A 22,142-nucleotide genomic window follows, 5' to 3' on the forward strand; every position below is an offset into this window, starting at 1 on the left:
CCACGTTGAATGGGAGATCCGAGCGGGACAGATCCCATCGGGCCAAGGCGACGCTCGAAGAACTGACCCGTTTAAGGGTCTCAGAGGTTCCGATCCCCGCCGCCACCGGGCCTTGAGCCACGGTGCATCCCCAAGTTGTCGGTACCGGGCCAGCGAACCGGAGGGACGAGCTCCGCGAGTCCTCAACCCAACGCTCCACACCGTTGCGGCCTCTTGGATCTCGGCCCTCCGAAGCGCCGCATGGCGGAGTTCGCACCTCTCCCCACAACTCCGGGATGCACTGCTTGAGCCACCCATCCCAATCCCTTCCTGTAACGACGCGGGTCATGGCTCTTCAATGAGGCGGAAGAACCGGTGGGGCGACGCGTCGCCGTGGTCCGGCTCGGGGTGGAACGGCCATGCGCCAGGCGGGAACCCACCGTCGAGACGCCGCCATTCGAGGAGATCGGTCGAGGTTTCGAGCCGGTAGGTCCGATGGGATTCGCCCGTCACGCGGAGAAGCCAGCGTCCGTCGGGAAGAGGTTCGACACCGTCGAGGCGCGGCGGTTCAGGAGGCCGCGATTCCAGCGTCGCGGTCTGGGGAAGGAGCGGGATCAGTTCGAACCCATCCGGACTGATCTCCCCTGCCGTCAGTTCCACCCGCCAAACAGCCCGGGCGGTGGCGCCGGGCAGCACGATGAACGGAATCTCGGCGACGAGGGCGTCGGCATCGGCATGCCAGGACCGGGCACTCACGACGGCGAAGTCGAGAAGCCCGTCCGGATTCCCGGATTCCGGTTCGGAGTCGAGGCGCCAGCGACCGAGGGTTTGCAGGGCCGGAAATCCATGGGCGCGTGGCGTGAGGTTCGCCGGGATGCGCAGCGCGTCGGCGGGATAGCGTATCCGGAAGACAACGCCGGCGACGTCCGGGAGCAGCGGGGAGGCATGCAGGCGTGCCACGGTGGTTTCGCCGGGCGTGGCCCGCGGGGGATGAAGGCTGAGCCGCAGAGGTGGAGGTGGGGCGTGGGTGGGCATCGAGGCGAGCGCCGGACGCGGGGACGGAAGCGGGGACGGAAGCGGGAAGCCATCGAGGAGCGCGAAGCTCGCGATGGCCGGGTCCGCCGAGTCCAGGGTGCCGTTGCCGTCCAGATCATTGCCGGTGAGATCCCAACGACGGGGAATGTCGTGCAGGGTCACATACCGGAACATCATCGCGGCATCTCCGACATCGACGCGCTCGTTGGCATTGATGTCGCCGACGACGGAGCGCGGAAGGATGCGGACGTCCGTGCCGGCGAGGTCGGTGCCGAGTTCCAGGGAAGCCCCAAGGGCATCGGTGAGGGTGAGCAGTTCGAGGCTGACCGGAGTGGCCACGGGTTCCGGGACGGAGCGGCACCGGAAACGGAGGGTCACCGGATGGCCGGAGCCGTCCGGGAGGCGGCGTCCGTCCACCATGAGTCGAAGCTGGCCCGGTTCATCGAGGACCGCCGAGACGGCGTCCGCGGCGGCGGAGTTGGGGAACAGAAGCTGGGGCGAACCGAGGTGATCCGGATCGTAAAGGATCCGCAGGCCGGCCTGCGAGATGACGTTCGGGATGTCCCATCGGAGGGGGACGTCGGTCCAGGTGCCTTCCTGACGGGGTTCGGGTGGATCCAGCCAGAGGCGGCGTACGGCGGTGACCTGGAGCACGGCGGCATCACTGAGGGAACTGCCGCCGTGACCGCGGATGGCGACGGTGTACCGGCCGGCATGGTGGGAGCGGAGCGGACCAAGCTCGAGGGTGGACTGGATGGCGCCGGGGACGGGGGATCCTTCGAACATCCATTGGTAGGTCAGACCTTCGCCCATGGCGGCCACGGCAAGGCGCACCGTGTCGCCGGCGGGCGCGGACTGGCTCCGGGGCTGGGTCACGATGACCGGCGGGAGTCCGGATCGCAGTGAGAACGAGGTCAGGCTGGTGAGCGGGGCGGGCGGCGTCGTTCCGCCTCCGGCGATGACCGTGACGATCTCGGATTGGCCCATCCGGCCAGCCTGTGGATTGGCGTCTTCCCACGTGTGGCCCGCGGCCAGGTCCCAGGCGCGCAGCCGGACGTAGGCGATGCCGCCGGGCTCCACCCCGGGAACCAGGCGCATGGCGGACGGGGCGGCGTCCACGTACCCGGCGTCCGTGCCCGACAGGAACGGGGCGGCGGGACCCAGGGGCGTGAGAGCATCCGGAGTGGGGCCGGCGAGGAGGTCCGCACGAAACTGGGAACCACTGACCGGCGTCGCACCATCGACATCGAGCACCGGGGCGTCGAGCAGGCCCACGATGCGGTTGGCGAGCAGAACGCTGCCCAACGGGACGGAGGCGGCATTGAGGTTCACCTGCACGACGGCGGGCTGGCTGAGGGCGGATCCGGCGACATTGGAGACGCGGACCCGATACGTTCCGTTATCGGAGGGCAGACTGATCGGGACAACCAGCACCGGGCCGGTGTGACCCGGAAGAAGCTGGTCGTTGCGATACCATTCGAAGGTCAGGGGCGCCGTCCCGGAAGCTTCGACCGCCAATGCGAACGGATAGGCAATGAGGACTTCGACATCGGCCGGATGGGAGCGGATGACGGGTGGCTCGGGGATCTCCACGACGAAGGTGGCCACGACGGGTTCGCCGGCCGGGACGTCGTCCCGGAAGGGCGCGGCCCGGAGCACCGTGGAAGCGCCCAGGACCAGGGGACCCGTGTAGCGGGGTGAACTGGCCGTCGGGGCGAGGCCGTCGGTGGTGTAGCGGAGAATGAGTTCGGGGAGGTTGGCCAGCAGGCGCACCGTGACGGGAGCGGTGTAGGCGCCGCCCGGTGGAACGATCTGAACCGACGCCGGATCCCGCGCCGCCGTGGCGCCCGGATGGGCGTAGAGAAAGGCAACCTGGGCGTCGGTGAGGGCGATGTCGTACACCTGCAGTTCGTCCAGATCGCCCTCGAAGGTGCCGACGATCGCTCCGGCATCGAAGCCGCCGATCACGGCACGGGCGGGAGACGGTACGGGCGTCTGGGCGAAGTCACCCGCCTCGGCGGGGCGACCGTCCACAAGGATCTCCATGCGCCCTCCCTGGTGCGACCGCAGCACCACGTGATGCCAGGCACCGTCGTGGACCGGCGTGATCCCGGTGATCTGCATGCCCCCGACCAGGGCGCTGGCACGTCCGGCCGTGTCCGGAATTCCCACCGGGTTGAGGAAGAGTCCGTAGCCGTTGGGCTGTCCCGGCCGGTGACGGGTGAGAATGGCCGCCAGTTCGGACGCCTGGCCGGGAGGAGTTCGAACCCAGGCGGCAACGGTGAAGCCCGGGCTGTCCAGCGGCAGGCTCCTCCCGAGATCGACGTAGCCGTTGTCGGCACGCCGGAGCGACAGGGCCCCACCGGCCACACCGTCGGGAATGAACGAGGCCCCTCGCGGCGAGAGCACGCCCGGATGGCGTCCGGTGGTGTCCTCGACCCCGGGACCAGCCAGCTCGTCGAACCGCCAGTGGGCCAGCAGGGAACTGACGGGAGCGGCGGCATCCCGGTCGATCTCGAACGATGCGGTCTCGATGGCGGTGACAGGTTGGCCGTCAAGGAATCCCCGCACGCGCAGGGTGCCCGACGTCGTCAGGACCAACGGCTGCGTGTAGATCGAAGACTCGATCCGGGGTTCCGTGCCGTCGGTCGTGTAATGGATCCGGACGTTGTCCAGGACGATCGCCACCCGCACCGTCACCGCGTCCCGGAAGATTCCTCCGCGGGGCACCAGATGGAGTCGGGACGTGGCGATGGCGTCGAGGGACCGGTCCGGGTGGGCGAAGAGGGCGTCCACCTCCGCATCGTTCAGCGCGAAGTCGTACACCTGGACCTCGTCGAGGTACCCGGTGAAGGTGCCGGTGGGGACTCCGGGATCGTGCCCTCCGAGGAGGGTCAGGGCCCCGGTGGGTTCGCTGGCCCCGGCAGGTGCGACGGCGCGAGGCGGGGTGCCATCCACGTAGAGGCGGACCGTTCCGCCGGTTTCCCGCACGACCACCACATGGTGCCAGCCGCCGTCATTGACCGGAACGCGCGTCGCCACAACCGAGCCCGGGCCGGCGCTGGCGGCCAGGGTGTGGCCAAGGTAGTTGAGGGCCAGGAAGTGCCCGTTGTGGGATCCAGGTCGGTGTCGGGTGAGAAGGCCGGCGAACGGGGTGACATCTCCCGGCGGCAACCGGAACCAGAGCGAGATGGAATGCGGCGAGTCGCCGGGCGGCAGGAATTCGCCCAGGCGGACATGTCCGTTGGCGCTCCGGCTCAGGAAGAGACTGCCGCCCGCCACCCCTTCCGGAACGAACGTGGCCCCGGATGCGGAGAGGACACCCGGCCAACGGCCGGTTTCGTCCGGGGCGGAAAGTCCGCCGAGCGAATCGAGGCGCCAGTGGGCGAGTAGCGTTCCACGATGGGTGGGGTTGGGTTGGAGGAGGTATTCCTCGACGACGACGGGCGAGATCGGGATCCCGCCCACGAAGGCGCGGGCGCGGAGGGTCACTCGGGCTGTGAAGGTGAGCGGACCGGCGGCCAGCAGGGATTCCACCGTGGGTTCGGTCCCGTCGGTGGTGTAGCGGACTTCGGCCTCCGGCCGGGGGGAGACGCACTGCACCTGAATCCCGCCGGTGAACGTGGTGGACGAAGGCACGACGATCAGCGGGGACAGAAGATCGCTTGCCAGGGGAAGTCCGGGATGGGCGAAGAGCACTGCCACCTCGGCAGACGTCACCGCCCTGCCATAGACCTGAACATCATCAATCGCCCCTCGGAACGTCCCCTTGGGCACACCCGGGTCGAGTCCGCCGAGCACGACCTGGGCGGGCGACGTCAGGACGGGCGGGGCGGGCGCCATGGAACCGACGCTCACGGCATCGATGAACAGCCGCGCCTCCCCCTCCGGATCGACGCTCAGGACGACATGGTGCCATGTCCCGTCGTTGATGCGGGGGCCCCCGGTGATCACCCGACCCGACCCGACATGGGCCGACACCGCGTGGTGGGCGCCGTCCATTGCAAGGAAGTAGCCATTCCCGGTGCCCGGCCGGTGTTTCGAAAAGAGGACCGCTCCAGAAGTCAGGGTGTCCGGCATGACCCGGACCCACAGCGCCACGGAGAACGGCGTGTCGAGCATCGGCAGAACCTCTCCGAATGCGACGTGCCCGTTCAGGGAACTCTCGAACTGCAGCGCCCCGCCCGCGATTCCCCCCGGAACAAGGGTCACGCCCTGGGTGGACGCCCTGCCGGAATGCCGGGCCAGGTCGTCCAGAACGACCCCGTTGGGGAGGGCGTCCAGCCGGTAATGCGCGATCAACCCGCCGGACGACGGCGGCGCGGCGATCGAGGTGTATTCGGCCAGACCGACCGGGGACACCGCATGCCCGTCGAGAAACGCGCGGGCACGCAGCGTGGTGGTGGAGGTGAGGGGCACCGGAGCGTGATGGAGGGGGCTCGTCGGCGTGGGGTCCGATCCATCCACCGTGAAATGGATCGATGCGCCCGGCACCTCCGTGGTCAATCCCACGGCGACCATGCCTTCGAAGGCCCCGGACGGCGGGTCGAACACGGGAGGATTCCAACTGGCGACCCGCAGTTCCGCAGCCTCGCTGAAGATCCCGTCCACCGGATTGGCCACCGCCACGTAATAGGTCCCGGCATCGGCAAAGGTGACCTGGTTCAGCACGAGGGTCGCGCCGTCGGGCCCGCGCTCGGATACCGGCACTCCTTCCCGGAACCACTCGTAGAGGATCGGCTCGCTTCGCGACTCCGCGACGACCCGGAATGTGGCGGTGGATCCAACGGGGATGGTCACATCCTGCGGTTCCTCGAGGATGCGCGGGATCTCCGACAGCGGGAGCCTCGGCAGGACTTCCACGAGCCCGTTGCCGCTGGACACCACGCCGGCGGCATTGACGACGTCCACCCGGTAGTTCCCTGCGTGTTCCGGACGGGCCTCGGCGATGGAGATGACCGTACCCTCGACCTCCGGCATCGGCGCATCCTCAAACCACCAGACGTAATGCAGGGGTTCGGGACCCACGGCCTCGACGTGGAGGTACATGGGATGGCCGATCTGGAAGATGGCGTGCCTCGGGAAGTACCCGATCACCGGCAGACCCGGCGTGGGCTCGGCCCTGGGAACGTCGAGGGTCCGTCCTGGATGGGTTCGCAGGAATTCGATCTGGTCCCCCGAAAGCGCAAAGTCGTAGTACTGGACGTCATCCATCCGGCCCGTGAACAGGCCCACGGGCGGGTCGGTGTCCAGTCCCCCAAGCACCATCGCGGCGGGCGTCGAGAGGACGGGCCCGGCCATGCCGGACGCCACGGGCTCGGGGCCGTCGATATGGATTCGGACCCGGCCGGCGGCATCATGGGTCACGACAAGGTGATGCCATGCGCCATCGTTGACGGGGGTGTGGGCACCGAGAACCAGGGCACCACTGAAGGCCTCGACCGAGTGCCCGTTGGCATGGAGACGGAGGAAGTGGCCACGGTGGGAGCCCGGGCGGTGCTTGGAAACGATCATCAGATTCTGCGCGGTCGTTCCCGGTTCGAGCCGAACCCAGACGGAAAGGGTGTAGGGCTGATCCGCCATCCCCAGGACATCCCCCACCATGACCCGCCCGCCCCGTCCCTGATCCAGATCGAGCGCATGGCCGTCCACACCGTCAGCCGTCCAGCCGGCGCCGGAACCGACCAGGCGCCCGGGATAGGTTCCGGCGTCGTTATGGGCCAGCAGCCCGGAGCCCTCGTCGAAACGCCAGTGGGCCAGCAGCCGCCCCGTTGGGATCGGCTCCGGGACGACTTCGAAGGCGGCGGAACCCACCGCTGTCACCGGCTGGCCGGCACGAAACGCGCGCACCCGGAGTTCGGCCGTCGCAGTGAGTTCGATCGGCCCGGTGTAGCGCGGTGAGTCGAGGACGGGGTCCGTGCCGTCCAGCGTGAAATGGAGGTCCGCATCGGACCAGGGGACGATCAGATGGATCGGTCCGGTCCGGTCGGTGAAAATGCCTCCCCTCGGGAGGATCAACACCTCTTCGGGGGCGGCCTCGTGGAGGGTTGAACCCGGACGATCCCGCAGACGGTCGATCTGACCGGGGGCCAGCGCGAAGTCGTACACCTGGACGTCATCGAGATCCCCAAGCAGGCCACCGCGGGCACCCTGGGTCGTGTCGTTGTATCCGCCGAGGAGGAACCCGGCGGTCGAGGGGACAATCCGCCCGACGCGGACGCGGGCGCGAAACAACCCGCCATCGACATAGAGCCGCACCGTCTCGGTGGCCAGATCGTAGGTCATGGCCACATGATGCCATGCGCCATCCTTGGGGAAGCCCTCCGCATGAACCATCGCCACATCCCCGCTGTAGGCGGTCATCTGACCCCGGTCAGGCTGGACACTGAGGAAGTATCCGTTGCCATACCCGCCGTTGTGCCTCGAAAACAGAGCCGCATCGGACGCCAGTCCATCGGCCGGCAACCGTGTCCAGAGGGCGATGGTCCACGACTGGTCGAGAAGAGGCAGGATGTCCCCGAAGCGGACGTAACCCGCCCCGTTTCGACCCAGCGACAGGGCGGCACCGGACACCCCATCCGGAATGTATCCGGCGCCTGCGTCGGAAAGGAGCCCGTGATGGTCCCCCGCACTATCGGGCACGATGCCGTCCGGCCCCCCGTCGAGACGCCAATGGGCCAGCAGACGGCCCGTGCCTTCCGGAATGGGATCGATCACGAAGGACGCCGACACCTCCGGGGAGACGGGTTCGCCTCCCAGAAAGGCGCGGGCCCGGATCTCCGCCGACTGCCTCAGCAGGACCGGTCCGTCGTAATGCGGTGCCGCCTCGGTGGGGGCCGAGCCATCCAGGGTGTAGTGGATGCGCGAACGACGGTCCCAGGCGTCCATCGTGAACACCACTTCCTCTGCATGACGCCCCCCCTCCGGTTGGATGCGCAGGGGTCCCGCAGAGGTCTCGGGAAGCGGGGCCTCCGGATGGTCGAAAAGGTGTTGGGCCTGGAGATCGCTCAGCGCGAAGTCATAGAGGCGCATCTCATCCAGGGCGCCGTCGAAATCGCCGACGGGCCGGTGAACCACATGGGCTCCGACAAGGCTCACGGCGTCGGAGGGCGGGACCGGGACCCCTTCCGTCCGACCCACCCAGCGTCCCCCGTCCACAAGGACGCGGAGTTCCCCGCCGGGTTCGTAGGCCATGACGACATGATGCCATGCGCCGTCGCGCAGCCAGGGCTCAACCACCGCCGCGGCTGCCGTTCCGTTCTGGACCGTGACGGCGTAGCCACCGGCGTTGAGAACGATCTGCGGTCCGTCCCGCCAGAGAAAATGAGAGGTCCCCCCGCTCGCTCCGTCCGCCCGAATCCACAAGGAAACCGAATGGGTGCGGTCCGGCGACGGGAGGTGGCCGGGCAGTCGGACATGGCCGCTGGCGGCTGCCCGCAAGGCAAGCGCCCCCCCGACAAGACCGTCGTCGATCCAGCGGACCCCCGCTTCAGAGAGGGTCCCGTCGTACCGCCCCGTCTCGTCCCGGACCCTCCCTCCCGCCCCATCGTCGAAGGTCCACCGGGCAAGCAGCGGACCGGTGGGGACCGGAACGGGTGTGACCTTGAACCACGCCGCCACGACATCCGAAACCGGCGTGTTCCCCGTGAAGGCCCGCGCCCGCAGCGGGGTGGGCTGGGTCAGCACCAGGCTGCCCTGGTAGAGCGTGGAATCCGCGTCCGGATCGCTGCCGTCCGTGGTGTAGCGGATCTGCGCGCCTGGTTGCGACGCGGACAGCACCACGCTCAGCCCGCCGATCGCCGAGGCGCCGGGGGGTACGATTTGCAGGGGGACCTCCCATTCGGGAAACAACGGGACACCCGGCTGGGCGCGAAGAACCTCGAGCTGGGACTCGGTGAGGGCGACATCGTACACCTGCAAGTCATCAAGATGGCAGGACACCCCGCCGCCCATCACCGCAGGGGCCGGCGTGGCACCGACGGGTTCGGACGCCGCGACGACCCGGGGCGCCCCGCCGTCCACGTACACCTTGAGCCCGGCCGTGGCGGAATGGGTCATCGCCACGAAATGCCAGTGGCCATCCCCGAGGGACGGCACCTTGGCGACCGCCTGACGGCTTCCCACCGTTGCCGTCACCGCCTGGAGTCCATCCGCCCAGCCGAGCGAAAAGGCGTACCCGCCCGGCTCGCCGGGCGCCGCCTTTGAAATCAGGTGGCCTTGCACCACGGACGAATGCGGCGGCAGCAGGACCCACCCGGCGATGGTGAAATCCGTGCCGAGCAAGGAAAGCCCCTGTCCCACATCCACACGGCCCCGAACATTGCCATCGAGGCCAAGGGCGCGTCCGGAGACGCCTCCCTCCGATCGCCAGACGCCCGGCGGGCGCAGCGTTCCGTGATGGACGCCGGTGCCGTCGATCACCAACTCGCCGTCCGGCTCATCGAAGGACCACCGAGCCAGAAGCCTGCCGGCCGGGGGCGGTGGGATCGCAAAGGTGAACGCCGCCGCCACCACCTCCGATGCAGGCACCCCGTTGGTGAAGGCGCGGGCCTGGAGCACGGTGTCGGCCCGCAACCGCCACGGTTCGGTGTACCGCGGCGACTCCGCGGTCGGCGTCGCACCATCCATCGTGTAATGCAGATCCACATGGGGAAGCGGAGTCAGGAGCGACACCGTGACCGGTTCCTCGAAGCGACCCCCCGCCGGGACGATCTGGAGCGGCGGCGGCAGCGGAATGAAGAGCGATTCCCCCGGATGACGGAACAGCTCGTTCACCTCCTCCTGGGTGAGGTCGAAGTCGTAGATCTGGACCTCATCGATCCAGCCGGTGAACGCGCCGACCGGCTGTCCCTGGGCGCCCGTGCCGCCCAGGACGAGATGGGCGTTGGCGTGGCTCACCGGGCCAGCGGAGGCGGTGGCCACCGGCATGCCGCCGTTCACGTACAGCCGGACCAGGCCGCCGGCCGAACGGGTCATGACGATGTGGTGCCAGGCATTGTGATCGAGCGCCGGTCCCCCCACCACCAGCCCGCCGGGCCCAGCATAACCAACGACCGACCCCATCACATGAGGGGTTCCAAACGCAGTGAGATGAAGGAAGAGAAAGTAGCCCTCGTGCGGCGGACTCTCGTACCGGCCGATCAGCGCCGAGTTGGCCTCGCCACCCCCGGGAGGCTGGTGCACCCACAGCGAGATCGTGAACGGCGTGTCGGTCAGCAGCAGCACGTCCCCCGCTGACACGTAACCGTTCCCGCTCCGGCCCAGGACAAGCGCCCCGCCCGAGACGCCTCCATGCGTGAACGCGGCTCCAGTCGGCGACAGCGTGGCGGGATGGCGCCCGGTTTCGTCCGCGGCCACGCGGGTTCCGGGCGGTTCATCGAAACGCCAGTGAGCGAGCAGATGACGCAGCCTGGGCGGCGGTTCGATTCCGGGCTGGCCGTGGGCCGTCGTGGAGCCGTAGGGAAGGGCCAGGGACAGAGCCATCAGGCCGGTTGCGACACAAACGAGACGACATGCGCGGGAGAAATCGCCGGAGGCGACGCTCCACGCCCGTCCGGGTGGGTGGGAGGACATAGGCGGTCGCGACGCACAGGCGGGCGCGCGATGGGCGGACGCTGACAGGTCCGGAAACGGGTGCAAGCCACCCGGGGCGACTCTGGGTCCGACGGGGCGCCTCCCAGAGTGGAGGGGAGAGGTGCAGACTTCGCCAAGCGTGGCTTCGGAGGGCCGGGTTCCACGAGGCCGCAACGGTGTGGCGCGTTGGGACGAGGACTCGCGGAGCTCGTCCCTCCGATGCACTGCCGCCTCACCCACAACTCCGCACGGCGGGCCCCGGGGTCGGCGCACCCCGGGGTCAGATCTGTGAATTTGACACATGGAACGGCAGCACCTGAGAGGGGGGACCGAATGTCAAATTCAGAGATCTGACCCCGGGGTGAAAGCCTTGAAACGCCCGAAACGGCGTGCATATGCACGCCGTTTGCGTCCATTTCCGTCCATTTGCAGCGCCTCCTTCCCCCATCCCGCCACCCCGGGAACAGCCTCAGCGGATGTAGTCCATCAGGGACCGGCCGAGGATGGTGCCGCCGCTCTGGAGGGCGGCCTGGTAGGCGGTCTGGACCTCGTTGAGGCGGACGAGGGTCTGGGCGAGGTCGGCGTCGGCCTCCTTGGAGATGAGTCCTTCAAGCGACTGGCTCCGCTGCTTGAGCAGGCTCTGCGAGGTTTCCAGCCGGGCCTGGACCGACGCGTTGGTGCCGAGGTGGTACACCACGCTGTCGGAGTCGGCCTCGAGGGCCGGGCGATCGACGGAGGCGATGGCGGCGACGTCCCCGGCAAGGAGATTGTCGCGAAGCGAGATCAGGTGGTTGAACAGGTCGGCGCCGGTGCGGGAATCGGTGATCAGGCCGCGCGGCCCGGTGCCGGTGGTGTTGGCGCCAAGGGTCTGGGCGGTGAGGTTCACCCCCGAGGCGATCTCGTTCTCCGCCAGCGTCGTGTTGCCGTGGTAGGTCACGCCCACGACCTTGCCTTCAGCATCGGTGACCTTGGAGAAGGGGGCGACATCGGCGCGGGTGCCGCCGAAAAGGGAGTCGCCGCGGTTGCGGGAATTGACCAGTTCGAGGGCCTGCCCGATGAGCTGGTCCACCTCGGCGGCGTAGGCCTTGAGTTCGGTGGGAGACTTGAGGCCATCGGCCAGCACGGCGATCTCGCTGGCGCGATCGACCACCTTGCCGACGGCGCGGATGGGAGCGAAGGAGGCCGAGGCCAGCTCCTGGTTGCGGGCGACGTTGCGCAGGTACTGTCCGACCGAACTGGCCTCGCCCTGCATGTCCAGCACCCGGCGCATGGCGACGGGGTCGTCGTCCGGGGTGGTGATCCGCTGGCCGGTGGCGGCCTGGTTTTGCAGGCGGTACTGGCGGGTCGCCAGCCGGTTCAACTGGTCGATCAGCGAATTGGGGAAGGTGTTGGCGGTGACGCGCATGCGGGGAGGGCCGCGGGGCGGGCGGATGCGGAGTGGCCCGCGCCCGGTGACGGCCTAGCGTTTCATGTTGAGAACGGTGTCGAGCATCTGGTCCACGAGGGAGACGAGGCGCGCCGAGGCCTCGAAGGCCTTCTGGAACCGGATCAGGTCGGTCATCTCCTCGTCCAGCGAGACGCCGCTGACGGAGTCGCGCTGCCGCAGGAGCATCGACTGGACCACATCCTGGTTGCTGAGCTGGGTGTTGACGGACGAGAGGGACTGGCCGAGCCGGGCGACGCTCTGACCGTAGTGCTGGAGAAAGGTCTGGTTGCCCAGGGCGGCGATCGGCTGGTCCCCCAGGCGGGCGAGGGCGAGGGCGACCTGGTTGTCGCCGGCGGCGCCGTCCTCTCCGCTGGCCTGGATGCGCGCGGGATCGTCGAGGAGGACCGCATTGACGCGGATCGAGGCGGCGTCGGTGCCGGTGAAGAATGCTTCGCCGGTGGTGCCGGCCAGACCGTAGCCCCCGGCATGGATGCCGTTGACCTGCGAGATCATCTCACTGGCAAGGCGTTGGATGTCACCGCGCAGGGTGGCGATGGCGCCGTCCCGTGCTTCGAGGGTGCCGTGCAGGGCGCCGCTCCCGAGACTCAGCGGGGTGCTGGAACCCTGGGCGCGCACCAGGAGCTGTCCGTCGCCGGGATCGAAGGCCTCGAGGCGGTCGAGCACCGATGCCCCCGAGGTCATGGCGACACCGCCGATGGAGACTTCGATCGAACCGGAGGGGAGTTCGGTGGTGGTGAAATCGACCAGGCGCCCCAGTTCCTCGAGGCGCTGCTGCCGGATGTCGCGCAGGTCATTCGCAAGGCCGCCGCCCACCTCGATGCGGATGATCTGATCGTTGAGCTTGGCGACGTCGCCGAGGAGGGTGTTGGCCGTGGACACGTCCGAGCGGACGGCGTCGTTGAGGAGGCTGTTGACGCCATCGAGCCGGGTGGAGACCTGGTTGAACTGGGTGGCGACGTTCTGGGCCTTGAGGAGAAGGACCTGGCGTTCGGCGGTGGACGTGGGGTTGGTCGAGAGGCTGTGGAAGGCGTTGAAGAACGCGGAGAACTCCTCGGCCAGGCCGTGCTGCCCGCCCACGCCACCGGCCGCCGCCGCGCCTTCCGCGCCGCTGGTGTGGCGGTCGAGGAACTGTCCGAGATTGGCCTGGGCATACTGGAGGGCCCGCTGCTGCGAGGCGAGCGAACCCTGGACACCGCTCTCGGTGAGGATCTGGCGGTCGAGCAGCCCGTTGCGGAGCTGCACGATGGCCGTGCCCTCGGCTCCGGTGCCCTGCGGACCGAGCCCGGAGGGGATCGGGTTCGAAGTGGCAATTGAAAGCCGCTGCCGGGCGTAAGCCGGGTTGTTGACGTTGGCCAGGTTGTGCCCGGCGACTTCGGTGCCCAGCCGTTGCGTGGAGAGCGAGCGGGTGGCGAGGTTGAGCGTGCCGAAAAGTCCTAGCATGGGAGGAGGGGAAATCAGCCGACCGCTTCATACCGGGCCGGCACCAGGGGATGCCGCATCGGGCGCTGGCCGTGGTCGTCGTACACCTGGGTGTCGCGCGACGGAAACAGCGTGGCGATGAAGCGCTGCATGAGTTCGAGGGAACGGGTCAGCAGGAGATGGTTCTGGCGGGCCCGCTGCTGGACGCGGACCAGGAGCTGGTTGTTCTCGCGGATCAAGGCTTCGACCAGGGGCTGATAGTCGGACGGGAGCTGCGGGACGATCGCGGTGATCGACGTGTCGTCGGGCTGGCGAAGGGCCCGGGCGAGGGCGGTGCGGTCATCCTCCCGGCGCGCGCGCGCCTGTTGAATGACGGCGGCCTGCATCTGGATGCTTCCGACGGTCTCGAACAGTTCGGCGCTCGCGCGCTGAATCACGAGTTCCTGCTCGCGGTCCAGCAGGGCCAGCATCTCGCCATACTGCTGCAGCTCGTCGCGGAGACCGGCGATCAGGCGTTCGAGTTGGGCAATCATGGCGTATCAACGATGGGGTTCGGCACCCTGAATCCCGGCGGCTCCAGGAAGACCGTCCGCCGCTGGATCGGTCCCCTTCCCCGACTCCAGCTGCACCTGCAAACTCCGCGCCAGCCCGAAGCCGCCGCTCTGGCTCATGGCGTCCGCGAGCTGGGTGTTGATCATATCCTGATAAATATCGGATGTGGCCGACTCACGGTTGAGGTCGGAGGGGATGACCGCCTTGCGCGCGTCGGTGAGCATCTGCCGGAGGAGGATCGCCTCGAACTGGCGGCAGGCCTCGGCGACCTTGTCGCCCTCGGAAAGTCCGCGGTGATGTTCGAGCCGTTCGACCGGGACGGAGGCCGGGGACGGCAGCGGGGTGAGGGCGGAGAAGGACATGTCAGCGGAGCACCAGTTCGGCCTGCAGCGCGCCGGCCTGTTTCATCGCCTGGAAGATGGCCATCATGTCCCGCGGGGTGACCCCCAGGGCGTTCAGCGCCGAAGCCACGCGCTCGATGGTGGGCATCTCGGGCAGCGGCACCAGGGAGCCCGGCTCCTCCCTCACACTGGTCTGAGTGCTGGGCGTGACCACCGTCTGCCCCTGCGGACTGAAGGCCGGCGGCTGCGACACATCGAGCGTCGAGGCCACCGTGATCGTGATGTTCCCGTGGGATACGGCGCAACTCGAGATCCGGATCCGCGAATTGGCCACGATGGTCCCGGTTCGCTCGTTGATGATGATGCGCGCCGGCGTGTCGGGCTGCACTTCGAGCGCCTCCAGGCGGGCGATGAAGTCCACCGGCGATCCCTGGAGCCCAAAGGGCATCCGCACCCGCACCGTGGTCGAATCCAGGGCCGTCGCCGCTTCCGGGAACGCCTGGTTCACCGTCACCGCCAGCCGCGCCGCCGAGGTGAAGTCCGGTTCCCTAAGCAGGAGATCGATGCTGTTGTCCCGGACGATCTGGGTGGGAATCTCCCGCTCGATCAGGGCGCCCCCGATGATCTGGGCGGTGGTCGGATGGTTCTTCTGGACGGTGGCGCCGCCGCCGCCATCGGGTCCGGCGGACAGTCCGCCCACCGAGAGCGCCCCCTGGGCCACCGCATACACCTGCCCGTCGGCGCCGACCAATGGCGTCTGGAGCAGCACCCCGCCCTGCAGGGTCTTGGCGTCCCCGAGCGAGGAGATGGTGATGTCGAGGCGGCTGCCCGGCTTCATGAACGCCGGGATGTCGGCGGTGACAAAGACCGCGGCCACATTCTTTGAGGACAGCGTGGCGGCGGGCACGGTGATGCCATAGCGCTGCAGGAGGTTGGCCACCGTCTGCAGCGTGTACACCGGGTTCTTGTCCCCGTCCCCGGCGATCCCCGCCACCAGTCCGTACCCGACCAACTGGTTGTCGCGGGCGCCCGAGATCATGGCGATGTCCTTGACCCTCGCGCTGGCGGCCCCAAGGCCGGGAGTGGCGATCAGGAGGGCGAGAATGGCACCCAGGCCGGCAAGACGTTTCATGGGATCAAAAGGGGGCGACCTTGTCCCAGACCTTGGTGAACCAGCCCTTGCGCTGGGCATCGCTCACCGGGCCCTTGGAGAGGTACTGGATGGTGGCGTCGGCGACGTTGTAGCTGAACACGGTGTTGTTGGCGGTGACGTCCTCGACACGGACGACCCCGCGCAGGATGGCCTCGGTGGTTTCGCCGCTGATCTTGGTCTGCCGCCGGCCCTCGATGACGAGGTTGTTGTTGGGCAGGACATCGACGACGCGCACGGCGATGCGGGCGGTCATGCGTTCGGCGTTCTGCACCTGGCCACCGCCGTCGAAGGAGGTCTTGGCGGCCATGTTGACGGCCGGCAGCTTGCCGTTGTGGGTGAGCATGCCGCTGGCGGCGGGGCTGTAGAGGAAGGTGTTGATCGCGGCGTCGATCCCGCTGGATCGCGAGGTCTTGGTGCCGTTCTCCTTCGAGGCCGAGGTGCTCTCCTGGACCAGGATGGTGACGATGTCCCCGATGGCGCGGGCGCGCTTGTCGGCGAACATCGATTGCGACGTGTCGTCCTTCCAGAGGGACTGGGCGGCGACGGAAACCCCGGTGAGCGGCAGGGCTGCCGCCAGGGCGAGGCTAGTGAGGGATGAGGATGGTTTGTTCATTGAGGACCTTGCCCGCCAGTTCGCGGCGCGTGAGTTGATTCCGGACACGGATGTTTTCGCCGGGAAGACCGTCCTGCAGCGCCTCCACCTTGAGGGTGATGCTGAGCGCGCCGCTCTCCATGACGGCCTCGACCAGTTGCCCACGGCGGATCACCGGGCGCGGACGGACCGAGCGTGCGAGGATCGGCTGCCCGGCAGCGATGTTCTCGACCAGTTCCAACGAGGGATCGCCCGGATCGAACACGCCAGGGGCACCGCGCAGGGCGAGAACGTCGCGGCGCTCGAGAATGACGGCGGCATCGGCGAGGGTCTGCCCCCGCAACAACGGAACCTGGGCCACCGGGATCTCCCGCCAGATGCGGGCCGAGGCGGCCACCTGCCAGTTGCCGAGCCGTTCGGAGCCGCTCCACAGTTCGAACCGGATGAAGAAGCTGGTCCCCGGCCCGGTGGCAGGCAGATCGACGATCTGAAGGGTGACCCCTTCGTCGGGAACCGGCAGCGAGGACCATGGGCGCGAAAGTCGAAGGTCCAGTTCGCCCCTCTCCTTCACATACTCGTCCTGCACAAGGGTGCGCAACCGCTCCCGGATCTCGATCTCGTCCATCGATCGCGAACGGCGGGTGACCCGCACGCGGTCCGCCCCGACCCATTGGGTGGGGTCCAGATCGGGGGCGTGCTGGCGCAGCCAGGCGTTCACATGGGCGCGGGACAGCATGGCGACCTGACCGAAGGGCGGTGCGGCAGCGACGCGGACATGCGGCAGATCGACGGGCGGAACCGTGCTGACCACCTGGGACAGATAGATGCCGTCCCCACTCACCTCGGCCATTCGCGGGAGTGTCAGGACCGGGTTCGTCGCCCAAAGCGCCCCCAGCGACGCCCAGGCGAAGCCGAGTCCGACAAACCACGGACAGGCGCTCCGGGAAACGGACGGGCCGACGACGGGTGGCTGGGCGATGGACCGCGGATCAGGCATCGTGATGGGGGATGGGTTAGCGACGGAGGTTGTTGCTGAGCTGCATCATCTCGTCGGCGGCCTGGACCGCCTTCGAGTTCACTTCGTAAGCCCGCTGGGCGACGATCATCTTCACCATCTCCTCGACCACCTTGACGTTGGACATCTCGAGGTAGCCCTGCTGGAGATCGCCGAAGCCGTTCTCGCCCGGATTGCCGATCTCGGCGGCGCCCGAGGCCGCCGTTTCGCGGTAAAGGTTCCGGCCCATGTTCTCGAGTCCGGCGGGATTGGCGAAGCGCACCAGTTGCACGCGGAAGTTCTGGGCCCCGTTGGCGCCCTGCGTGGTGACCTCGCCGCTGGGGGAGATGGAAATGGAGGTGGTCCCCGGGGGGATCGGCTGGAAGCCGCCCTGGAGCACAAGACCGTCGCTGGTGGTGATGCGGCTGTCCGCCGCCAGCTTGAAGGCGCCGTCCCGCGTGTAGGCCCGTGTGCCGTCGGGAAGCTGCACCTCGAAGAATCCGTCGCCCTGGATGGCCACGTCGAGGCGTTCGCCCGTCTGCGTGAGTTCGCCGGTCGTGAAGATCTTGGCCGTGGCCACGGGTTGGGCGCCATGCCCGATCTGGATCCCGGTCGGCAACTGGTTGCCGGCCCCCTGCTCGGCTCCCGCGGCGCGCGCCGTCTGGTAGAGCAGATCCTGAAACTCGATCTTGCTCTTCTTGAAGCCGGTGGTGTTGACGTTCGCCAGGTTGTTGGCGATGACGTCGAGATTGAGCTGCTGGGACTGCATCCCGGCCGCGGAGGAATAGAGGGCACGCAACATGGCGGGGTTCGAAGCCGGGTTCAGTTGGGAGTGCCGAGGTCGGAGATGACCCGGGACATCCGCTCGTCATGCATCTGGATCAGGCGCTGGTTGGCTTCGAAGGTCCGCATCGCCGTGATCAGGTTGGCCATCTCCCCGACGACCGAGGTGTTCGCGCCCTCGATCCAGCCCTGCCGGACCGTGGACTCGGCAGCCTCCCGCCCCGCCAGCCCCGGATCGCCACCCAGGAACAGCCCGCCACTCAGCGGCTTCAACAGCGAGGGATCGTTGAACTCCGTGATCCGCAGCCGCCCCTTCATGTCCACGCCCTGACTCACCTCACCCGTGGCCGCGATCGACAACGGTGCCGGGTTGTCGAGATCGAGCTGGATCGGTCCGCCATCCCCGAGGACAGCGTAACCCTGCTTCGTCACCAACTGCCCCTGGGCACTCCAACGGAACTCCCCGTCCCGCGTGAAGGCCGAAGTCCCGTTGGGAAGCTGCACCTCGAAGAAGCCCCGCCCGTCGATGGCCGCATCCGTCGGCGACCCGGTGTACCGCAGCTCGCCCGCCTGGAACGACGTCACGGCCCGCGCCTGGGGCAACTGGAAGGTTCCCGAAACCGGCGCCGGTCCGGCAATGGCCTGGCCCGCCTGGACCGCGGAGAAGGAAATCTCCTGCTTCTTGTATCCGGGCACCCCGCTCGATGCCAGGTTCTGGGCGATCATCTCCTGCCATCGATCCGTCGCGTTCAGCGCAGAGGCCGCATGGTACAGGCTGACATTCATCCGCCATCCCACTTAGCAGCCGGCGTGCCATCGTCGGAAGCGGCCCATTCCGGCCCGAATCCCGCTCCCCAAGGCGTCTCCCTGGCAATTCCTTCCGCGTCCGCCGGTCGATTCTGCCGGGAACCCACCGTCTTCCCGCGGCACCCGGCAGGGTTGTCCCTCCAAGCCCTGCCCTTGAAACGGCGTGGGAACGCAGGGGGGCGGCGTGCGCGCCAGAGACTCAAGGGACCCAAGGGACCCAAGGGACCCAAGGGACTCAAGGGACCCAAGGGACTCAAGGGACCCAAGGGACTCAAGGGACTCAAGGGACTCAAGGGACTCAAAGGACTCAAGGGACTCAAAGGACTCAAGGGACTCAAAGGACTCAAAGGACCCAAGGGACCCAAGAACGACGCAAACTTCGTGCATATGCACGAAGTTTGCGTCGTTTTCTGAACCGATCCTAATAGACCAGTTCGAGGTCCAGCACCTGCCCGCAGCCGCACACCACCCGCACCCCGGTCACCCGGTCTCCATCCCGGCGCAGCGTCACCTGGGGGGGCGTGACGGGAGCCGGTGTCGAGGCTGGAGCGGCCGTTTCCGCGGCAGCGGCAGCCGGTGGGTGGCAATGCAGCGGGGCGAAGGCCGGCGCAGGGGAATCGCCCGGCGGCGGCAGCACCCGGACGCGGAATCCGCCCGGATCCGCGGCCCGATGGGCGGGCACAGCAAGGGGAACGAAATCAGCCGGCATGGGACAGTTGGGTGGCCGAGAATCTGGGGTCGGGGATCTTGAGCATGATGGTGACACGACGGTTCACTTCCGCCTCCGGCGGGTGGTTGGGCATGGGTGCGGTATCGGCGAAACCCGCCACCTTGCGCATCTGTCCGGCGCTCACGCCATGCACGAGAAGCTTGCGCCGGGCGATGTTGGCACGGTCCGCGGACATCTCCCAGTCGCCGTAGCTGTCGCTCAGGGGCGGATGTCCCTGCTCGGTATGGCCCTCGACCTCGATGGTGAAGGATCTGTACCGGGCCAGTTCCCACGCGAGCGTGGACAGCACCCAGTCGCCGTAGGGGGTGAGGTTGATGGACTGGGGCTCGAAAATGGGCCGCTGCGAGCGGTCAAAGATGGTGATGCGCAGTCCTTCGGCGGTCAGTTCCAGCTCGACCGACCGCTCGGACGGGTCGTCATGCTCGTGCCGGAGCGTCTTCAACAGGTCCTCGTTGAGCCGACGCAGCACCGACAACTCGACCATGGAGGCGGCATCGAAATTGCCGCGGTCCTCGATCTTCATGGGGTCCGACTGGCTGGGGATGATCCCCATGCTCTCCTTGGTCAGGGCGCCGAAGGGATTCTTGAAGGCCCTCTCGACGGCCTCCTTGATCTTCTCGTCCTGGGCGGTGAGCCACAGGACCATGAAGAGCGCCATCATGGCGGTGACGAAGTCCGCGTAGGCCACCTTCCAGGCGCCGCCGTGATGCCCTTTGTGTTTCATGACAGGAGGCTGCTCCGGCTACTTCTTCCCGGGGGCATTGAGGGATTTGAGCATCGCCTCGAGGGCGTCCACGGGCGGTTTGACATCGCTGGCCAGACCGCGGCGGGCGACTTCGACGGCCATGATGGGAGCCATGCCGTTGGCGAACCCGACGACCGACGTCGCGATGCAGCGGATGTAGGACATGCTGGCCTGGTTGAGGAACTCCATGTTGACCGCCAGCGGATTGAGGAACCCGTAGGAAAGGAAGATGCCCAGGAAGGTGCCGACCAGCGCCGCGGCCACCTTGTAGCCGATCTCCTCGATGGGGCCGGAGATGGCGCCCATGGTGATCACGATGCCGAGCACCGCGGCGACAATCCCGAAGCCGGGCATGGCGTCGGCCGCCTTGGTGAGGACCTGCACCGGCTGGTGTTCCTCCTGCTCCATGCTCTCGATCTCGACATCGAGCAGAAGCTTCAACTGGTCCGGCTTGATCTTGCCATCCACGATCGGCCGCAGGCCGCTGCAGAGGAACTCGACCGCATGATGGTTGGCGAGGAACCGGGGGTACTTGGCGAAGATGCTGCTCGCCTTCGGATTCATCACGTGCTCCTCCAGCGCGATCATCCCGTTGCGGCGCCCCAGCATGAACAGCTCGTACAGCGCCTTGAACAGCTCCTCGTACTCGGCCCGTCCGTAGGGCGCCCCCTTGAGGCTCGCCAGCGTGAGCTTGCCCAAGTCCACCAGAACCCGCTTCGGCGACATGATCACCAGCGCCCCCAGGGCGGCTCCGCCGATGATGATGAACTCGGACAGATGCATGAGCGAGCCCACGTGGCCGCCGGCCATCGTGAACCCCCCGATGACCGATCCGAGTACAATGATGGCGCCGATGATGATGATCATGGGGTCGTCCTGCGGGGCTTCACGCCTCCGGATTCCGTGCGCCGCAGGTAGCTCTTCAACGCCAGGATCGCCTGGGCATGAATCTGGCAGATCCGGGACTCGGTCACTCCGAACACCTCCGCGATCTCACGCAGCCGCAGATCCTCGTAATAGTAGAGTGCCAGCACCTTTCGCTGCGCGTCCGGGAGCTGCTCGATGCGATCGGCCAGCAACTGCGCCAGCTCGCGCCGGGCAGCCTGTTCGCCGGGCGAGGGCTCCCGATCGTCCGACAGCGTTTCCATCGGCCGCGGCCGGTCTTCGTCGGCGCCGGTCTTGACGGCGTCGAGGGAGACAAACGTCGCGGGCCGGATCTCGGCGAGCAGTTCGCGGTACTCCTCGAGGCCCAGCCCCATGGCCCGGGCCACCTCCCCCTCGCCAGGCACGCTCCCGCACTCCTGTTCGAGGCGCTGCATGACCTCCTGCACGCGCCGGGCCTTTTCGTGCACGGAGCGGGGCACCCAGTCCATGCGGCGCAGCTCGTCGAGCACGGCGCCTCGAATCCGCACCCTCGCGTACGTCTCGAAGGAGGCGCCGCCGAGCGGGTTGAACCGGCGGATGGCATGGAGCAACCCGACGAGCCCGGCGCTCTGCAGGTCCTCGATGTCCACGTGGGGCGGGAGAGCCATTGCCAGGCGGCCCACGACCGTCTTCACCAGGCTGACATGACGCTCCACCAGGTCGTTCTCGGCGGTGCTCCCGTGACCCGCCCGGGCATAGCAGGTCCAGACCTGCGAAAGGTTGGCGACCGGTGGAGGCCCTTCCTGGGTGGCTTGGGAATAGGTGGCGATCATCTCGAATCGGGGGTGGAGGTTGGCTGCGAGCCCAGCGCTGCATGCTCTTTTTCGATCAGGGCGTGACGGAGGTTCTCCTCCCAGCGACGCCCCCACCACCGGAGCATCATCCCGGCGGCGTACGCCGCGATGCACGCGTGCCAGACGACGTTGGGCCACGGGCTCTCCCGCAGGAGGCTAAAGAGGAATCCCACGCCAAATCCGACCAAGGCCCCGATCAGCATCAGAAGTTTCATAGCGCTGCTACCGCATCCCGTGTGTAGCAGGCCGCCTGCCAGAAGGGGGACCATCAGGG

16 protein-coding genes are annotated in these 22,142 nt (G+C 67.9%); 1 reads left to right on the forward strand and 15 read right to left on the reverse strand.

Annotated features, from left to right (window positions below; genetic code table 11):
* Positions 1 to 324: 324 nt before the first annotated feature.
* The 10 genes from KF833_19520 to KF833_19565 form a co-directional block, all read right to left on the reverse strand.
* Positions 325 to 10,497, reverse strand: a complete 10,173-nt coding sequence (locus KF833_19520) for a chitobiase/beta-hexosaminidase C-terminal domain-containing protein (GenBank protein MBX3747505.1) — start codon at positions 10,495 to 10,497, stop codon at positions 325 to 327.
* 559 nt (positions 10,498 to 11,056) lie between these two features.
* Positions 11,057 to 11,992, reverse strand: a complete 936-nt coding sequence (locus KF833_19525; GenBank protein MBX3747506.1) for a flagellin — start codon at positions 11,990 to 11,992, stop codon at positions 11,057 to 11,059.
* A 54-nt stretch (positions 11,993 to 12,046) separates the two neighbouring features.
* Positions 12,047 to 13,474 (reverse strand): flagellar hook-associated protein FlgK, encoded by a 1,428-nt coding sequence (gene flgK / locus KF833_19530; GenBank protein ID MBX3747507.1) that lies wholly within the window; start codon positions 13,472 to 13,474, stop codon positions 12,047 to 12,049.
* 14 nt (positions 13,475 to 13,488) lie between these two features.
* Positions 13,489 to 13,986, reverse strand: a complete 498-nt coding sequence (locus tag KF833_19535; GenBank protein MBX3747508.1) for a flagellar protein FlgN — start codon at positions 13,984 to 13,986, stop codon at positions 13,489 to 13,491.
* A 6-nt stretch (positions 13,987 to 13,992) separates the two neighbouring features.
* Entirely contained in the window at positions 13,993 to 14,367 is a 375-nt protein-coding gene (locus tag KF833_19540; protein MBX3747509.1) for a rod-binding protein, read from the reverse strand.
* A 1-nt stretch (position 14,368) separates the two neighbouring features.
* A complete protein-coding gene (locus tag KF833_19545; GenBank protein ID MBX3747510.1) occupies positions 14,369 to 15,478 on the reverse strand; it encodes a flagellar basal body P-ring protein FlgI in 1,110 nt (369 codons plus the stop codon).
* Between the two features lie 4 nt (positions 15,479 to 15,482).
* Positions 15,483 to 16,112 (reverse strand): flagellar basal body L-ring protein FlgH, encoded by a 630-nt coding sequence (locus KF833_19550; GenBank protein MBX3747511.1) that lies wholly within the window; start codon positions 16,110 to 16,112, stop codon positions 15,483 to 15,485.
* The gene (flgA, locus tag KF833_19555; protein MBX3747512.1) at positions 16,084 to 17,088 is read right to left on the reverse strand and encodes a flagellar basal body P-ring formation protein FlgA; all 1,005 of its coding nucleotides are present in this window, start codon (positions 17,086 to 17,088) and stop codon (positions 16,084 to 16,086) included. Before flgA ends, KF833_19550 begins: the two co-directional genes overlap by 29 nt.
* Before the next feature lie 16 nt (positions 17,089 to 17,104).
* Positions 17,105 to 17,887: a flagellar basal-body rod protein FlgG gene (gene flgG / locus KF833_19560; protein MBX3747513.1), complete on the reverse strand. Its 783-nt coding sequence runs from the start codon at positions 17,885 to 17,887 to the stop codon at positions 17,105 to 17,107.
* A gap of 20 nt (positions 17,888 to 17,907) precedes the next feature.
* Positions 17,908 to 18,654 carry a flagellar hook-basal body protein gene (locus KF833_19565; GenBank protein MBX3747514.1) on the reverse strand — a complete coding sequence of 249 codons (747 nt, stop codon included), beginning with the start codon at positions 18,652 to 18,654 and terminating at the stop codon, positions 17,908 to 17,910.
* 174 nt (positions 18,655 to 18,828) lie between these two features.
* On the opposite strand from KF833_19565, the gene KF833_19570 reads away from it, so the two are divergent.
* On the forward strand, positions 18,829 to 19,089 hold the full coding sequence (locus KF833_19570) for a hypothetical protein (GenBank protein MBX3747515.1): 261 nt from the start codon (positions 18,829 to 18,831) through the stop codon (positions 19,087 to 19,089).
* 7 nt (positions 19,090 to 19,096) lie between these two features.
* On the opposite strand, the gene KF833_19575 is transcribed toward KF833_19570, so the two are convergent.
* Genes KF833_19575 through KF833_19595 form a run of 5 tightly spaced genes read right to left on the reverse strand, consistent with a single transcriptional unit; the run spans position 19,097 to position 22,083 of the window.
* Complete coding sequence (locus tag KF833_19575) at positions 19,097 to 19,384, reverse strand: hypothetical protein (GenBank protein MBX3747516.1); 288 nt, start codon at positions 19,382 to 19,384, stop codon at positions 19,097 to 19,099.
* Positions 19,374 to 20,129, reverse strand: a complete 756-nt coding sequence (locus KF833_19580) for an OmpA family protein (GenBank protein ID MBX3747517.1) — start codon at positions 20,127 to 20,129, stop codon at positions 19,374 to 19,376. The genes KF833_19575 and KF833_19580 overlap by 11 nt, the downstream gene beginning before the upstream one ends.
* Positions 20,130 to 20,147: 18 nt before the next feature.
* Positions 20,148 to 21,017 carry a flagellar motor stator protein MotA gene (motA, locus tag KF833_19585; GenBank protein MBX3747518.1) on the reverse strand — a complete coding sequence of 290 codons (870 nt, stop codon included), beginning with the start codon at positions 21,015 to 21,017 and terminating at the stop codon, positions 20,148 to 20,150.
* Positions 21,014 to 21,847 (reverse strand): FliA/WhiG family RNA polymerase sigma factor, encoded by an 834-nt coding sequence (locus KF833_19590; GenBank protein ID MBX3747519.1) that lies wholly within the window; start codon positions 21,845 to 21,847, stop codon positions 21,014 to 21,016. The genes motA and KF833_19590 overlap by 4 nt, the downstream gene beginning before the upstream one ends.
* Entirely contained in the window at positions 21,844 to 22,083 is a 240-nt protein-coding gene (locus KF833_19595) for a hypothetical protein (GenBank protein ID MBX3747520.1), read from the reverse strand. Before KF833_19595 ends, KF833_19590 begins: the two co-directional genes overlap by 4 nt.
* Between the last annotated feature and the right edge of the window lie 59 nt (positions 22,084 to 22,142).

Source organism: Verrucomicrobiia bacterium (assembly GCA_019634625.1).
Taxonomy (GTDB): Bacteria; Verrucomicrobiota; Verrucomicrobiia; order Limisphaerales; family CAIMTB01; genus CAIMTB01.

Excerpts from the sequence above, each read along its gene's own strand:
- KF833_19580 (MBX3747517.1), bottom strand. The coding sequence starts at position 20,129 with ATGAAACACAAAGGGCATCACGGCGGCGCCTGGAAGGTGGCCTACGCG.
- KF833_19545 (MBX3747510.1), bottom strand. The coding sequence starts at position 15,478 with ATGAAACGTCTTGCCGGCCTGGGTGCCATTCTCGCCCTCCTGATCGCC.
- KF833_19590 (MBX3747519.1), bottom strand. The coding sequence starts at position 21,847 with ATGATCGCCACCTATTCCCAAGCCACCCAGGAAGGGCCTCCACCGGTC.
- flgA (MBX3747512.1), bottom strand. The coding sequence starts at position 17,088 with ATGCCTGATCCGCGGTCCATCGCCCAGCCACCCGTCGTCGGCCCGTCC.
- KF833_19575 (MBX3747516.1), bottom strand. The coding sequence starts at position 19,384 with ATGCCGGCTGATTTCGTTCCCCTTGCTGTGCCCGCCCATCGGGCCGCG.
- KF833_19540 (MBX3747509.1), bottom strand. The coding sequence starts at position 14,367 with ATGTCCTTCTCCGCCCTCACCCCGCTGCCGTCCCCGGCCTCCGTCCCG.
- KF833_19565 (MBX3747514.1), bottom strand. The coding sequence starts at position 18,654 with ATGAATGTCAGCCTGTACCATGCGGCCTCTGCGCTGAACGCGACGGAT.
- KF833_19550 (MBX3747511.1), bottom strand. The coding sequence starts at position 16,112 with ATGAACAAACCATCCTCATCCCTCACTAGCCTCGCCCTGGCGGCAGCC.
- flgK (MBX3747507.1), bottom strand. The coding sequence starts at position 13,474 with ATGCTAGGACTTTTCGGCACGCTCAACCTCGCCACCCGCTCGCTCTCC.
- KF833_19595 (MBX3747520.1), bottom strand. The coding sequence starts at position 22,083 with ATGAAACTTCTGATGCTGATCGGGGCCTTGGTCGGATTTGGCGTGGGA.
- KF833_19525 (MBX3747506.1), bottom strand. The coding sequence starts at position 11,992 with ATGCGCGTCACCGCCAACACCTTCCCCAATTCGCTGATCGACCAGTTG.
- motA (MBX3747518.1), bottom strand. The coding sequence starts at position 21,017 with ATGATCATCATCATCGGCGCCATCATTGTACTCGGATCGGTCATCGGG.
- KF833_19520 (MBX3747505.1), bottom strand. The coding sequence starts at position 10,497 with ATGGCTCTGTCCCTGGCCCTTCCCTACGGCTCCACGACGGCCCACGGC.
- flgG (MBX3747513.1), bottom strand. The coding sequence starts at position 17,887 with ATGTTGCGTGCCCTCTATTCCTCCGCGGCCGGGATGCAGTCCCAGCAG.
- KF833_19535 (MBX3747508.1), bottom strand. The coding sequence starts at position 13,986 with ATGATTGCCCAACTCGAACGCCTGATCGCCGGTCTCCGCGACGAGCTG.